This is a genomic window from Cohnella panacarvi Gsoil 349, assembly GCF_000515335.1.
Classification (GTDB): Bacteria; Bacillota; Bacilli; order Paenibacillales; family Paenibacillaceae; genus Cohnella; species Cohnella panacarvi.
This window is the reverse complement of record NZ_KI911563.1, coordinates 4,005,753-4,020,182: the sequence shown is the minus strand read 5'-3', so window position 1 is coordinate 4,020,182 and position 14,430 is coordinate 4,005,753. Positions and strand designations below refer to the sequence as shown.

At 58.9% G+C, this 14,430-nt stretch carries 12 protein-coding genes and 1 other annotated feature (1 of these 13 cut by a window edge); of the genes, 2 read left to right on the top strand and 10 right to left on the bottom strand.

Features of this window, described 5'->3' with window-relative positions; translation table 11 throughout:
- Window positions 1-52: 52 nt before the first annotated feature.
- From COHPA_RS0119315 to COHPA_RS0119280, 7 genes are all read right to left on the bottom strand, one after another.
- Complete coding sequence (locus tag COHPA_RS0119315) at window positions 53-1,258, bottom strand: aminotransferase class I/II-fold pyridoxal phosphate-dependent enzyme (protein ID WP_035121425.1); 1,206 nt, start codon at window positions 1,256-1,258, stop codon at window positions 53-55.
- A 60-nt stretch (window positions 1,259-1,318) separates the two neighbouring features.
- Complete coding sequence (locus COHPA_RS0119310) at window positions 1,319-1,810, bottom strand: Lrp/AsnC family transcriptional regulator (protein ID WP_027087790.1); 492 nt, start codon at window positions 1,808-1,810, stop codon at window positions 1,319-1,321.
- Window positions 1,807-2,547: a hypothetical protein gene (locus COHPA_RS0119305; RefSeq protein WP_027087789.1), complete on the bottom strand. Its 741-nt coding sequence runs from the start codon at window positions 2,545-2,547 to the stop codon at window positions 1,807-1,809. Before COHPA_RS0119305 ends, COHPA_RS0119310 begins: the two co-directional genes overlap by 4 nt.
- 8 nt (window positions 2,548-2,555) lie before the next feature.
- Complete coding sequence (gene cysK, locus COHPA_RS0119300; protein ID WP_027087788.1) at window positions 2,556-3,473, bottom strand: cysteine synthase A; 918 nt, start codon at window positions 3,471-3,473, stop codon at window positions 2,556-2,558.
- Between the two features lie 12 nt (window positions 3,474-3,485).
- Entirely contained in the window at window positions 3,486-4,019 is a 534-nt protein-coding gene (locus tag COHPA_RS0119295; protein WP_027087787.1) for a hypothetical protein, read from the bottom strand.
- A gap of 114 nt (window positions 4,020-4,133) precedes the next feature.
- Window positions 4,134-4,553 carry a DUF350 domain-containing protein gene (locus COHPA_RS0119285; RefSeq protein ID WP_027087786.1) on the bottom strand — a complete coding sequence of 140 codons (420 nt, stop codon included), beginning with the start codon at window positions 4,551-4,553 and terminating at the stop codon, window positions 4,134-4,136.
- A 17-nt stretch (window positions 4,554-4,570) separates the two neighbouring features.
- Window positions 4,571-6,940 carry an endonuclease MutS2 gene (locus COHPA_RS0119280; protein ID WP_035121423.1) on the bottom strand — a complete coding sequence of 790 codons (2,370 nt, stop codon included), beginning with the start codon at window positions 6,938-6,940 and terminating at the stop codon, window positions 4,571-4,573.
- Window positions 6,941-7,067: 127 nt separating this feature from the next.
- Here COHPA_RS0119280 and COHPA_RS0119275 point away from each other — a divergent pair, with 127 nt between their 5' ends.
- Both COHPA_RS0119275 and COHPA_RS0119270 read left to right on the top strand, forming a co-directional pair.
- Window positions 7,068-7,430: a phage holin family protein gene (locus COHPA_RS0119275; protein WP_027087784.1), complete on the top strand. Its 363-nt coding sequence runs from the start codon at window positions 7,068-7,070 to the stop codon at window positions 7,428-7,430.
- Window positions 7,431-7,645: 215 nt separating this feature from the next.
- Window positions 7,646-8,020, top strand: a complete 375-nt coding sequence (locus COHPA_RS0119270; protein WP_027087783.1) for a cupredoxin domain-containing protein — start codon at window positions 7,646-7,648, stop codon at window positions 8,018-8,020.
- A 330-nt stretch (window positions 8,021-8,350) separates the two neighbouring features.
- Here the strand turns inward: COHPA_RS0119270 and zapA are convergent, their stop codons facing one another.
- The 3 genes from zapA to pheS all read right to left on the bottom strand — a co-directional run bounded on the left by zapA (window position 8,351) and on the right by pheS (window position 14,126).
- Window positions 8,351-10,444 (bottom strand): cell division protein ZapA, encoded by a 2,094-nt coding sequence (zapA, locus tag COHPA_RS0119265; RefSeq protein WP_027087782.1) that lies wholly within the window; start codon window positions 10,442-10,444, stop codon window positions 8,351-8,353.
- Between the two features lie 152 nt (window positions 10,445-10,596).
- Entirely contained in the window at window positions 10,597-13,044 is a 2,448-nt protein-coding gene (pheT, locus tag COHPA_RS0119260) for a phenylalanine--tRNA ligase subunit beta (RefSeq protein ID WP_027087781.1), read from the bottom strand.
- A 47-nt stretch (window positions 13,045-13,091) separates the two neighbouring features.
- Window positions 13,092-14,126, bottom strand: a complete 1,035-nt coding sequence (pheS, locus tag COHPA_RS0119255; RefSeq protein WP_027087780.1) for a phenylalanine--tRNA ligase subunit alpha — start codon at window positions 14,124-14,126, stop codon at window positions 13,092-13,094.
- Between the two features lie 55 nt (window positions 14,127-14,181).
- Window positions 14,182-14,430: a binding site (T-box leader), on the bottom strand; it runs 17 nt beyond the window's last position.

The window sequence follows — 14,430 nt, the reverse complement described above, 5'->3', positions numbered from 1 at the left end:
TTAGTATAGCAGATCAGCTCGCCCTTGAACACCCATTGTTGGCTCGAATGCGTTAGGATTCCAATTTTCTTAAAAATGCATGAATCCGTTCCAGCGCTTCGTTCAATTGAGCCACGGAAGTCGCGTAGCAGCAGCGCAGGAACCCTTCTCCGCCTTTGCCGAAGACGTTGCCCGGAACGGCCGCCACCTTCGCTTCGAGTACGAGCCGTTCGGCGAATTGCTCGGACGTAAGCCCCGTGGATCTGATCGACGGGAAAGCATAGAAGGCGCCTTGCGGCTCGTGACACTCCAGCCCCATATCCCGGAAGCCTTGCACGACGAGACGCCTGCGTTGGTTGTACGACTCCATCATGCGGTCCTTCTCCTCCAGACCGCCCTTGGTGAGCGATTCCAAAGCGGCGACCTGGCCCATGATCGGAGCGCACATGATCGTGTATTGATGGATACGGAGCATCGCCCCGATCAGATCCGGATGTCCGCAAGCATAGCCCATCCGCCAGCCCGTCATCGCGAACGCCTTGGAAAAACCGCTGACGAGTATCGTCCGGTCCTTCATTCCCGGCAGCGAGGCGAAGCTGACATGCTTCTGGCCGGTAAAAGTGAGCTCCGCGTAAATCTCGTCGGAGATGACGATCAGATCGTGCTCCTCCACGATCTTGGCGATCGGCAGCAAATCCTCGTACGTCATGATCGCGCCGGTCGGATTGCTCGGATAACAAAGGATGAGCACCTTCGATTTAGGCGTGATCGCCGCTCGCAGGCTTTCCGCCGTCAGCTTGAACTGATCCTCCGCGAACGTCTCGATCCCGACGTGCACCCCGCCGCCGAGCGTCGTGATCGGCGAATAGGAGACGTAACAAGGCTCGGGAATCAGAATTTCGTCGCCCGGCTCGATCAGCGCCCGCAGCGCTAGGTCGATGCCTTCGCTGCCGCCGACCGTCACGAGAATTTCGTTCGCCGGATCGTATTTCACGTTGAATCCGCTTTGCAAATAACCGGCGATCGCTTCGCGCAGCTCCGGCATGCCCGCGTTGGAAGTGTATTGCGTTTTCCCCTTCTCGAGCGCGTACACCGCGGCGTCCCTAACCCGCCAAGGCGTAACGAAGTCGGGCTCGCCGACGCCGAGCGTGATGATGTCCTTGTCTTTGCTCGCGCTGACCAAATCAAAGAATCGCCGGATGCCCGACGGAGGAATGGCGCGCGCGCTGGCGGCCAGATGATGCTGCATGCCGCTCGCTGCCGACCGTTCAACCTGCATTTGCGGCTTTTCTTCGTTTTTTATCATGGGGACGACTTCCTTTTCGTTTAGGCTGCCCGTTTACGGGGATACCGGCATCCGATGATCGTCTTCGAACTCCTCGAACACGATGCCGTCTTGTTTGTATTTTTTAAGGATGAAAAAGGTTTTGGTCGAAATCACCGATTCAATCGTCGAGAGCTTGTTGGAGACGAACGAGGCGACTTCCTTCAAGTTTTTCCCTTCGATCTCGACGCACAGATCGTACGCGCCCGACATCAGGAACACCGATTTCACTTCCGGGTACAAGTAGATGCGCTCCGCGATGCTTTCGAAGCCGCGGCCTCTTTCCGGCGTGCACTCGACTTCGATCAACGCGGTAACCGTCTCGTCGCTGACTTTGCTCCAATTGACGACCGTCGCGTATTTGACGATCACGTGCTCTTGTTCCATCTCTGCGATCGCGGAAGTAACGTCGGCTTCCGCCGCGCCCAGCATCGTTGCGATAGTGGCTGCGGACAATCTGGCGTCTTCCTTGAGTAGATCCAAGATGCTGAGTTTAAGTTGGTTCATCGCGATCCCTCCTGAATTACTCTCCATATTACATCACAAACAGGCTTGATGGAAAGCAAAAAAGTCCGCTCGGCAATCTGCTTCGCGAACGCCTTCACGATATGGAAATTAAAGTTTGACTTGAACCTGAATTCCTTCGGCGGCGATTGTTGGAGAAAGAAGTTGCACTGCATCATAAGGTTATTATGCTCTATTCGTTTATCTTGTTGTCGCTCTGTCTGGACTGCCACTTTGTCGCTCTCCGCGACAATCTTGGGCCTAACTCGCCGCACCCGCACCACTTTGTCGCTCTCCGCGACAATCTTGGGCTTACCTCGCCGCATCCGCACCACTTTGTCGCTCTCCGCGACAATCTTGGGCCTAACTCGCCGCATCCGCACCACTTTGTCGCTCTCCGCGACAATCTTGGGCCTAGCTCGTCGCACCCGCACCACTTTGTCGCTCTCCGCGACAATCTTGGGCTTACCTCGCCGCATCCGCACCACTTTGTCGCTCTCCGCGACAATCTTGGGCTTACCTCGCCGCATCCGCACCACTTTGTCGCTCTCCGCGACAATCTTGGGCTTACCTCGCCGCACCCGCACCACTTTGTCGCTCTCCGCGACAATCTTGGGCTTACCTCGCCGCATCCGCACCACTTTGTCGCTCTCTGCGACAACCTTGGGCCTAACTCGCCGCACCCGCACCACATTGTCTAACATGCCTATGTCGTTGCCGACGAATATCAGGTAAATCATTCGTTTACCTAGAATATATTCATGCTCAAGTAGCGCTCGCCGGTATCCGGCGCGATGCAGAGCACGCGTTTGCCCGGACCGAGCTTGCGGGCGATCCGCAGCGCCGCCCACACGGAAGCGCCCGACGACGGGCCGACGAGCAGCCCTTCGCGTCTTGCCAGCTCGCGCATCGTCCCGATCGCGTCCTGATCCGTCACCTGCACGATCTCGTCGTATACCGACGTGTTCAGAATCGCGGGAACGAAACCCGGACTCGTCCCGACCAGCTTATGCGGACCCGGTTCGCCGCCGGACAGCACCGGAGAGCCTGCCGGTTCGACGACGGCCACGTATAAGCCGGGCAGCTTTTCCTTCAACACTTCGCCCGTACCCGTAATCGTACCGCCTGTCCCGGCCGTCGCTACGAAAGCGTCCAACCGTCCTTCGGTCTGCTCGATAATTTCGAGCGCCGTCGTCGTGCGATGGATGTTCGGATTCGCCGGATTGTCGAACTGATTCGGCATGAAGCTTCCCGGATGCTCCGCCAGCAGTTGCTTTGCTTTGGCGATCGCGCCGGGCATGCGTTCCGCGGCCGGCGTCAGCACGACTTCCGCGCCGTAGCCCCGCAATAAGGCGATCCGTTCCTTCGTCATATTGTCCGGCATGACCAGAATCAGCCGATAACCTCTGGCCGCCGCGTTCATCGCGAGGCCGATGCCGGTGTTGCCGCTCGTCGGTTCGATGATGACGCTGCCGGGTGCGATGAGTCCCCTGGCTTCCGCGTCGTTCATAAGGCCGAGCGCCGCCCGGTCCTTCACGCTCCCGCTCGGGTTCATTTTCTCCAGCTTGACCAGCACTTGCGCGTGCTCCGGCCCCGTCAACCGCTGCAACGCGACCGCGGGCGTATTGCCGATAAGCTCCGTAACGGAGCGTACGATTTTAGTCATGTCGATTGCCCTCTATCTCTCTGATGCTTCAGCTTGCGCGCTCAGACGCCGAATCATCTGCTCGCGGCCGTTCTCGGCAAGCTGAGTTTGAACCGTAAAGCACGCCGGGCACACGTAGAGCGTAAGGGCGAACGGCGCTTCCAGCACCGGCTCTCCTAACGACTGCGGCACTCTCGGTTTGAATTGCCCCGCCGCAACCTGCTGCTCTCCCGCTTCCACCATATATTCCCGACAGTTCGGACATTCGGGCACAAGCTCCTGCTCGTCCAGCACCTTTTCGACGGACTCCTCCAGCAGCAGCCCCTCCGGTCCGCTCTCCCTGAACGAAAGCGCATCGTCCCATGATTCTTCTTCTTCCTCTTCCTCTTCCTCATCGTCCCGCAACGATTCGCGCCGAAGCTCCTCTTCTTCCTCGTCGCCGATATCAAGCGTCAGCGTCCGGTAGCCGTCAAGCTCGTTCTCGCACACCGGACAATACTTGTCGGGCTCCTGCCCTTCTTCGAGCGGGATTTCGCTCTGGCACCACGGACATAGCGTAACAGCCATAATCGATTAAGCCTCCATCAGTCTATATTTACCCAATATATAACGCCGATCGCCACGAACAGCAGCGCAAGCGCCAGCAAAGTTCCCCATAAATACTTCATATTAATCCTCCGATCAACCAACGGCCGCGCCAATAATATATGAAAGCGATACCGATAAGACCATAGCGAGCAAGCCGACCGCGCGGTTATCCTTGGCGATTTCCTCATCGATCCGGAACACCGGCGTTAAAAATTCGAACAGAAAATAAGCGGCGAGCAAAAGCACGAAACCGAGCGATGCCCATACCATGCTCTCGTATATCGAATCGTTCGCTTCGATCGAAAACCGAAAAATATTGCAGATGCCGAAAATTTTACCCCCCGTCGCCATCGCCACTGCTACGTTGCCTTTACGAATTTCGTCCCAGCCGTCGTATTTCGTCACCCATTCGAACGCCGACAGGAAGACGATCAAAGCCAAGATGCCGACCGAGAAATAAGCCAACACCGCGGTATAAGGCTGCGACATCATTTTATCGACGACGCCCTGCATGAACGATCACGCTCCCGTCAATGGAGTTCTGCTACGGTAACCCCCGCTCCGCCTTCGCCGAAACTGCCGATGCGGTAGCTCTTGACATGCTTATGCCGGCGCAGAAATTCTTGGATGCCCGTTCGGAGCGCGCCCGTGCCTTTGCCATGAATGACGTACACTTGCCCGAGGTTGGACAGGAACGCTTCGTCGAGGAACCGATCGACTTCCAGGATCGCCTCGTCCAGCGTCGTCCCGCGAAGATCAAGCTCCGTCCGGATATTCTCGTCCCGGGAGCGCTTGACGACGGTCGCTTGCGCCTGCTGCTTCGTCTTGGCGGAAGCTTGCTGGCGCACCGGATCGAGATCGGCCAAAGCGACTTTCATCTTCATGATGCCAAGCTGCACGACCGCTTCTTGGTTGCCGGACAATTCGACGACATGGCCGCGTTGCCCGCCTAAGCTGAGCACCTTCACTTCGTCTCCCGGCTCGATCTTGACCGCTTTGCCTCCCGCCGCGGCGCGCGACGCTCTCTCCGCGGGAGCGGGGATCGCGTCCTCGAGCTTCTTGCGGGCTTCGATCAGCTTGTGCTCCTTGACCGACGCGCCCTCGTCCTGGGCTAGCTGACGAAGCTCGGCGATAATGTCCTCGGCTTCGCGCTTGGCCTTGGCAACGGAAAGTCTTGCCTGCTCCCGCGCCTCGTCCATAAGCTTCGCTTTCTGTTCCTGGAACTTCGCGCGCTCGTCGGCGATTTGCTGCTGCAGCTTCTCGACGTCAAGCCGCAGCCGTTCCGCCAGCTTGCGCTCGGACTCCGCCGTGCGGCGATCCTGCTCGAGCGACGCGATCATCGTATCGACCTTCAGCTCGTCTTCGCTGACTTCGCCTCGCGCGTGCTCGATGATGCTTTTCGGCAAGCCGAGCCGCTCCGCGATCGCGAACGCGTTGCTTCGGCCCGGCACGCCCACGAGCAGCCTGTACGTCGGACGCAGCGTGGCCACGTCGAACTCCATGCTGGCGTTAATGATTCCTTCGCGGTTATACGCGTATGCTTTCAATTCGCTGTAGTGCGTCGTCGCGATCATACGGCACCCGATGCGGTGCAAATGCTCCAGAATCGCGATCGCCAAAGCCGAGCCTTCCGCCGGATCGGTTCCCGCGCCGACTTCGTCCAGCAGCACGAGACTTCGGGAAGTGACTTGGCCGAGCATCGAGATCAAATTCGTCATATGGCTGGAGAACGTGCTTAAGCTCTGCTCGATGCTCTGCTCGTCGCCGATATCCGCGTATATGCCGTCGAATACGCAGAGGACGCTTCCTTCGTCCGCGGGCACGAACAAGCCGGACATCGCCATTAAGCTAAGCAGACCGATCGTCTTGAGCGATACGGTTTTGCCTCCCGTATTCGGTCCCGTCACGATGATCGCGGAATAGTCGTCGCCGAGCTCGATGTCGATCGGCACGACGTTCTTCTGATCGATTAGCGGATGGCGGGCTCTGCGCAACAATAGCTTTCCTTCGTCGTTGACCGCGGGCAGCGTCGCCATCATCGAATGGGCCAAAGAAGCTTTGGCGACAATAAAGTCGAGCTGCCCGATCAGTTCCACGTCCCCGGTAAGCAAATCCGCCCGTTCGCCGACCGCTTCGGTAAGCTTGCGCAGGATGCGCTCGATCTCTTGCTGTTCCTTCAGCGTCAACTCGCGCAGCTTGTTGTTCATCTGCACGACGGCTTCCGGCTCGATGAACATCGTCGCGCCGCTTCCGGATTGATCGTGTACGATACCTCCGAAGTGGGAACGGTATTCCGCTTTGACCGGAATGACGTAACGGTCGTTCCGCTGCGTAATAAGCGCGTCCTGCAGCATCTTCTGAACCGAGCTTGAACGAATGAGGCTTTCCAGCTTCTCTCTTGCGCGGCCGGCGTTGATGCGAATATCGCGCCGCACCGAAGCAAGCTCGGGACTCGCGGAATCCAGAACTTCGCCTTGCTCGTCGACGCAGCGGCGGATTTCGTCCTCGATTGCTTTGAAATCCGTCAGCGGCTCGCATAAATCCGTCAGCAGCGGAAGAGTGAGCTCTTCGTCCGCCGACGAGATGAATTTATTCAGTCTTCTCGAGCCCATAATGAACTGGGCGATCTCGAAAAGCTCCGCGGGCTGCAGCATTCCTTGCAGCTTGGCTCGATACAGCGATGCGCGTACGTCCGTGATGCCTCCGAAAGGCGGAGAACCTTTCAGAGCGATCGCCCTTGCCGCCTCGTCCGTTGCGGCGAGCCTGCGTTCCACGACGCGAAGCTCCTGCGACGGGTACAGCTTCTCGGCTTCTTCCCTTCCGAGGCTCGTCGCGGCCGCGGCCGCAAGCTTCTGGATGATTTTATCGTATTCTAACGTATGCAACGCCTTGGCGTTCACGGTATCGTTCATCTCCTTACGTATCTCTACAATTCACTATTATAGCCGAATGATCGATCTAAGCGAAACCTTGCCACTCATACGCAAGGCGATGGACGGACAGACTACGGATAAGGAGGTCGATAAGATGCATGTGCTAGGTACAATCGTTAGGTTCATCGTGTCTGCCATCGTTCTGATGATCGTCGGGTATCTCGTCCCGCAATTCGCGGTCGGCGGATTTTGGAGCGCGCTCATGCTCGCTTTGGTAATCGCCGTGCTCGGCTGGATCATCGAAGGCATTTTCGGCAAAAAGGTTACTCCGTTCGGACGCGGGATCGTCGGCTTTCTCTCCAGCGCGCTAGTCATCTGGCTCGCGCAATTCGTCGTCGGCAATATGCGCGTCACCGTGCTAGGAGCGATACTGGCCGCGCTCGTTATCGGGATTATCGACTTGTTCATTCCGGTCGCCAGCCCGTACCAAACGACGCACAACCGGCATCGCGGCTAAGCCGGATGCAAGGCACATGGGCTGATTCTCGGTTGCTCCCAGGCCGAAGGATCGGCCCTTTTGTCATGCCCGAATGTTCACCGAGTTTTCAAGGTTCGTGCGGATAAGCGCGGTTAAGCTATGATACAATCAATTATGCAATGACCAGATTTGCCATTTAGGATGAGTAAGTTCGAGCCCGACGAAGATTCAGTTTATCAAGGAGGAAATTCGTTATGCACAAGAAACTCGGTTACGCCCTTGTAGCTATCGCATTCGTACTCGCGCTTGTCGCTTGCGGCAGCAACAACGACAACAACGCGGCGGGATCTTCTTCTCCGGCGGCGACAGCTTCCGAGGAAATCGTCATTAAAGCAAGCAGTTGGGAATTCGATCAGGCCGAATACGTGATTCCGAAAGATACGCCGGTCCAAATCACGGTCGAAAATTTGAGCGGAGCGCACGGTATCGAGAATAAAGACGCTGGCATTAAAATCCGCGGAGGCAAGTCGGAGATCGTGACGTTGGCCGCCGGAACGTACGAGATCATATGCAATATCCCTTGCGGCGCCGGACACAAGGAAATGGTAGCGAAATTGGTCGTACAATAAGGGTTGGAAAGACGCGGTTGCTCGGATTGAGCGGCTGCGTCTTTTTTTGGGGCGTGAGTGTTGTTACGGATTGTAGGATTGTAGGGAATCGAATAACAACCATTTGCAGCTATTTCGTGCGTTCCTCGCTCCTGCGGATGAAAATAACAACCATTTGCAGCTATTTACCCCACTTTGAGCGGTTTCCATCGATCTACGCTGAAATAAATGTCGGTTTGTTGTTATTTGTCCCATTCTTCTATTTTTCGGGAGTAATAAATGTCGATACGCTGTTATTCGCGCACAAATGCCTGCAGAAATCTGCAGGCATTCGTCATTACGTATGGTTAATTAGTCTTGCTCGAGCATATCGATCCACTCGTTGTATTCTTCCTTCAGCTTCGCGTACTCCACCTGCAGCTCCTCGTGCGCCTTGCTGAGCGCGCCGTGCGCTTCGCGCTGCGCCTCCAGCTGCGTACGCGCGCGGTCGCGATCCTCCGCGAGCTCGCGCAGCTCCTCCTGCGAGGCGCCGAGCCCCGCCTCGCGCGAAGGTGCGGCGGCGGCTTCCGCCTGCGCCGCCTCAAGCTCCCGCGAAGCGCGTTCCGCCGCTTCGCGCCAGGCCGCCTCCGCCTCGCCCAGCTCGGCAAGGCGGGCTTCCAGCGCCGCCGACCGCTCCGCGGCGGCGCGTTCGCTTTGCTGCGCGGCGGCTAGGCTGCTCTGCAGCCGCTGCACCGCGTCGCGGGACGATGCATCCTGCTCGTCCCGCTCCCGCAGCTTCGCGAGCGCGGCTTCGAGCTCGCGCTCGGCTTGCTCTCGCGCCGCGATCTCCATGCGCAGCATATCAACCGATTGACCCTCGACGGCATGCAGCATCTCTTGTTGCTCGATAACGGTTCGCCGCTGATCGTCGGCTTCGCTCGTCCAATGCGCAACGTCCGCCTCCAGCTTGTCGCGAAGCTTCTTCCACTCGGCTTCGATTTCCGCCCAACGCTTCTGTTCCGCCCGCCACTCTTCCAACTCCGCTCTCCAGCTCGCTTGCGCAAGGGCGGCAGCCTCGGACTCTTCCATTCGTACCGCCTGCAACGCCTTAATCTCGCCGGTCAACTTGCTTTCGAGCGATGCCAGCTCCTCGAAATACTCCTCTTCCAGCGCTTCGCGTTCCCGCTTGTGCAAGCTCTTGAGCTCTTCGATGGCCATCGCTTGGCTCTGCTCGGCGGAGACGAGCTGGGCCGCAAGGCTTGACGCCCATTCTTCTTCTTTGGCGGAATAACTCGCTTTCGTATGCGCAAGCTCCCTTTCCAAAGCCGCGATCCGGCCTTCGAGCTGCTCGCGCACGCCTGCCAGCTCTTTGGCCGCTTCTGCGGTCTGGCGATCCAGCTTCACGTTCGCTTCCAATTTCACTTGGTTGATCGCTTGGGTCGCCTTCGTCCGCATATTCTCCAGCGCTTCCGTCGCGCCCGCTTCGGCTTTGGCGGCGTCCTCCGCCGCCTGCGCCTTCACTCTTTCCAATTCTTCCGTCAGGCTCTTCGCCGATTCGCCGGCAAGCTTCTTCGCTTTCGCGATTTCCTCCGCCGCTTGCGCTTTGGCAAGCTCCACCTCTCTCAGAGCGTTCGCCTGCGCCTGCTCCGCTTCCGCCCGCGCGCTTGCCGCTTCCTCGGCCGCTTGCGCCTTGGCGATCGCGGCTTCCTCCTCGGCTTGCGCTCTCGCCAGCGCCAGCTCTTCCTCGGCTTGCGCCCTGAAGATCGCCGCCTGCTCTTCTGCCGATCTCTTGGCTTGCTCAAGCTCGCGGGACAATCTTGCAAGCTCTTCCGCAGCATTCGCTTCCGCTTTCGCCAACGCTTCCGCAGCGGCCGCTTCAACTTTAGCCAGCTCTTCGGCCGCCTGAGCTTTAAATCCGGACAGCTCCTCCGCCGCAAGCGCGTTCAAGCTTTCCAGCTGTTCGGAAGCCGCTTGCTTAGACAGCTCCAGCTCCCGCGACAGTCTTCCGATCGCTTCGGCAGCTTTGCTCTCCGCGTCCGCAAGCGCTTCCACGCCCATCGCATCGGCCTTCGCCAGCTGTTCCGCGGCTTGCTCCCTTGCGCTCGCCAGAGCCGCCTCGATTCTCGCGACTTCCCCGGCTGCCCTCGCCTGCGCAGTCGCGACTTCTTCCGCCGCCTGCATTCTGACGTATTCGATTTCCTCGGCAAGCCGCTTGCGCTCGGCTTCTTCCTTCGCCAGCCGCTCGGCTTCGCGGCGAATCTGCAGCAGCTCGTCTCCCATGTTCACCGCCGCCAGAACGGCAAGGCGCGGCAAATCGAGCCTAGGGGAACCGCTGTTGATTCTGCTCATCTGTTCGTTGACGAGCGCAGCGACCCTTCTCATATACTCGGCGCTATTGTGACCCGTCAGCGTATACTGCGTTCCATATATGTCAACGGTCACACGCAATTTCTCGTCCATGCTCACGGCGTGATCCTCCCATTGTTTCCGTCATCCGCAACTATCTTTCGACAACCTTCCGCACCCGAAATCCCGCGCCGCACAAAGGAAAATGCAGCGAATCATCAGGCGCCAACCAGCGTCTTGATGTATTCGCTGCATCCATTGCCGTTTCCTGCCTACTTCCGAAGTTCAGCTGCGAAAGATTGTTCCAATCGTGCCAAAACATTGCCATGGGCCGCCGTTACCTCATCGTCGGTCAGCGTACGCTCCGCATGTCTGTAGACGAGCGCCAACGCTACGCTCTTCTTATCGGCCGCCACGCGATCTCCGGTATATACGTCGAATACGCGAACCGACTCCAGCAACTCGCCGGCGGATGCCTCGATCGCCGCCGTCAAGGCGCCTCCGGACACGCCGCGATCGACGACGACCGCGATATCCCGCTCCATCGCCGGATAGCGCGGCAACGGTTTGTATTCGATCCGGTTGTCCGCATACTCGTAGACCGGCGCAAGCGACAGCTCCGCCGCGAAGGTGTCCGGGAGATCGAATTCCCGCTGCAGCTCCGGATGAAGCTGTCCCACGTAACCGATCGTCTCCGCGCCGCGCTCCGTTTCGAGCTTGATCGCAGCCGTGCGTCCGGGATGGAAGCCTTCCGGCTGCGCCGCTTCGTACGATATGCGCGCCTCTATGCCAAGCCGGCGGAATGCCGTCTCCAGCAATCCTTTCGCATCGTAGAAGTCGACCGTTTCCGCAGGCCGATTCCAGCCGGCCGCGCGGCGACTGCCGGCAAGCAGCAGCGCCAATCGAGGCTTTTCCTGCGGAAGACGCGTCAGCGCCTCTTCGTCCGAATGATACACGCTGGCGATTTCGAACAGCGCGATATCGTTGTTCTTCCGGGTCAGGTTGTAAGCGGCCGCTTCCATCAAGCTTGGCAGAATCGTCGTCCGAAGCACGCTCCGCTCTTCGCTCATCGGCATCGCAAGCGCGATCGGTTTGACGTCTTCGCCTGACAAGGCCGGGAACAAGCCCGTACGCTGAGCGGACGTGACCGAATAGCTGATCGCTTCCTGCAAGCCCGCGTTCGTCAGCAGCGTCCGCAGCTCGCGGCGAATCGCCTGCGGCTTCGTCAGCGAACCGGCCGTCGAAGCTCCTTCGATCAGCGTCGTCGGAATTTCGTCGTAACCGTGCAACCGCGCCACTTCCTCAATGAGATCGACGTCCCGGGTCATATCGCCGCGGCGGGTCGGAACCGTCACGTCCCAGACGTCGTTACCGGCGGAAACCGCAGCGAACTGCAGCCTCGTCAGAATGGTCTCCGCCTCGAGAGAGGACAGCGACGTTCCGAGCATGCCGTTCACGCGATCGAGCGACAGGCGAACGACCGCCGGTTCGAACGAGGCCGTCTCCGCTTCCGCGATGCCTTCCGTTACGAGTCCTTCCGCATATTTGGCCATCAATCCGGCCGCGCGATCCAAAGCTTCGCGCACGCGGGAAGGATCGACTTCCTTCTCGAACCGCGCCGAAGCTTCCGAGCGCAAGCCGAGCTGGCGCGACGTTCGGCGAATGGTGCCGCCGTCGAACTTCGCGGACTCGAGAACGATGTCAGTCGTGTCCTCCGTCACCTCGGAGTTCGCGCCGCCCATGACGCCGGCCAAGCCGAGCGCCTTCTCCCCGTCCGCAATGACGAGCATGTGCGGCTCGAGCTTGCGCTCTTGGTCGTCGAGCGTTACGAGCGCTTCGCCCGGCTTCGCGAGACGGACGTCGATCCGTCCCTCCGCGATTTTCTTCGCGTCGAACGCATGCAGGGGCTGGCCGTATTCGAGCATGACGTAGTTCGTAATGTCGACGATGTTGTTGATCGGACGAACGCCGGCCGCGATCAGCCGGTTCTGCATCCACAGCGGGGAAGGACCGACTTTGACTCCCTTAATATAACGCGCCGTATACAGCGAGCAGTTCTCGGTCGCGGTGATTCTCACGCTAATATGATCCGAAGTTTTGTCCGCAGCCGCGTAAAGGTCTTGGCCCGGGTCCGGCAAGCGAAGCGAACGGCCCGTCAACGCGGAGACCTCGTAAGCTACGCCTAGCATGCTCAAGCAGTCGGAACGGTTCGGCGTCAAATCGAGTTCGAGAATGTGGTCGCTCAGCGCCAATACGTCCAGAATGTCGCGGCCGATCTCCGTCTCCGACGGAAGCACGAGAATCCCTTCCTGCTGCTCCTTCGGCAGCAGCTTGTCGTTGATGCCGAGCTCGCGAGCCGAGCAGATCATGCCTTGGGACTCGACGCCGCGCAGCTTCGCTTTCTTGATCTCGATGCCCGGCAGCTTCGCGCCGACTTTGGCGACCGGCACTTTCTGTCCTGCCGCGATGTTCGGCGCGCCGCACACGATTTGCAAATCTTCGCCGGTGCCGGCGTCCACGGTAACGACGCTTAGCTTGTCGGCGTCCGGATGCTTCTCGCGGGTTTTGACGTAGCCGACGACGACGTTGCTAACGCCCGCGTTGCGGGACGGCACGGAATCGATCTCTATGCCGCCGCGAGTCATCATTTCTGTCAGTTTCTGCGGCTCGATGCCGCTTAGGTCGATATATTCGGATAACCACCGATATGATACGTTCATGGGAAACTCCCCTTATTAGATTCTCGTTATGGAAGAAGCGGCGACCGTCACTGCTTGGCGAACTGGCTCAAGAACTTCGTGTCGTTCGCGTAGAAGTGGCGAATATCGTCGATCTCGTACTTCAAGAGCGCGATCCGTTCGACGCCAATGCCGAACGCGAACCCCGTTACTTCGTTCGGATCGTAGCCGCCGTGCTCGAGCACCTTCGGATGCACCATGCCGCAGCCGAGAATTTCGATCCAGCCGGTATGCTTGCACATCCGGCAGCCGCTGCCGCCGCATTGCACGCACGTCACGTCGACCTCCGCGCTCGGCTCCGTGAACGGGAAGAAGCTCGGACGCAGGCGAATTTCCATCTGCGATCCGTACATTTCGCGCACGAATTGCAGCAGCGTTCCTTTGAGGTCGCTCATCCGGATGTTCGGTCCGATGACAAGCCCTTCGATCTGATGGAACATGAACGAGTGGGTCGCATCGTCGTCGTCGCGGCGGTACACTTTGCCCGGGCAGATGACTTTGACCGGCGTCTTGCCGTTCATCGCCTTCATCGTGCGGATTTGCACCGGCGACGTATGCGTACGAAGCAGAATCTCGTCGGTAATGTAGAACGAATCCTGCATATCGCGAGCCGGGTGGTTTTTCGGCAGGTTCAACGCCTCGAAGTTGAAGTAGTCGGTCTCGACCTCCGGTCCTTCCGCGATCGTATAGCCCATTCCGATGAAAATATCCTCGATTTCCTGCGCCACTTTGTTCAGAGGATGCACGGCGCCGACGCTCGGCGCTTTGCCCGGCAGCGTGACGTCGATCGTCTCGGCCGCGAGCCGGCCGGCGGTCGCCGCGCGGTCGAACGCTTCTTGTTTCTCCGCGATGACGATCTCGATGTCGGCGCGAACGTCGTTGGCCGCTTGCCCGATGATCGGGCGTTCTTCCGCGCTTAGCGCGCCCATGCCCCGCAAAATCTCGGTAAGCTGTCCTTTCTTGCCTAGATAATGAACGCGCAGGTCGTTCAGCCGTCCCGCGTCCGCAACCCCTTTAAGCTGCTCGAGCGCTTCTGCCCGCAACGCTTCCAATCGTTCCTTCATGACGATCGCTCCTTGGTCTAATGTGTCTCGGAAAATAAAAAAAGCCTTCTCTCCCGTAAGGGACGAAAAGACCGTGGTACCACCCTTGTTGAAACGTCCGTCTGCCGATATAACGGCATTCTCGAAGACGAGCTTGGACGCTTCCGCTTGAACGGCGTAACGGGCCGTTGCCGGAAACCTCTACTGGCAGCCTATGGCCGCGTTCAAAGTTCTGCTCCGGAGCGAACTTCGGCAGCCTGGTTTCTTAGGAACGCTTCCAGTCGACGGCGCTCCCTCCCTGGTAAGAAGGCACTGCTTACTTTTC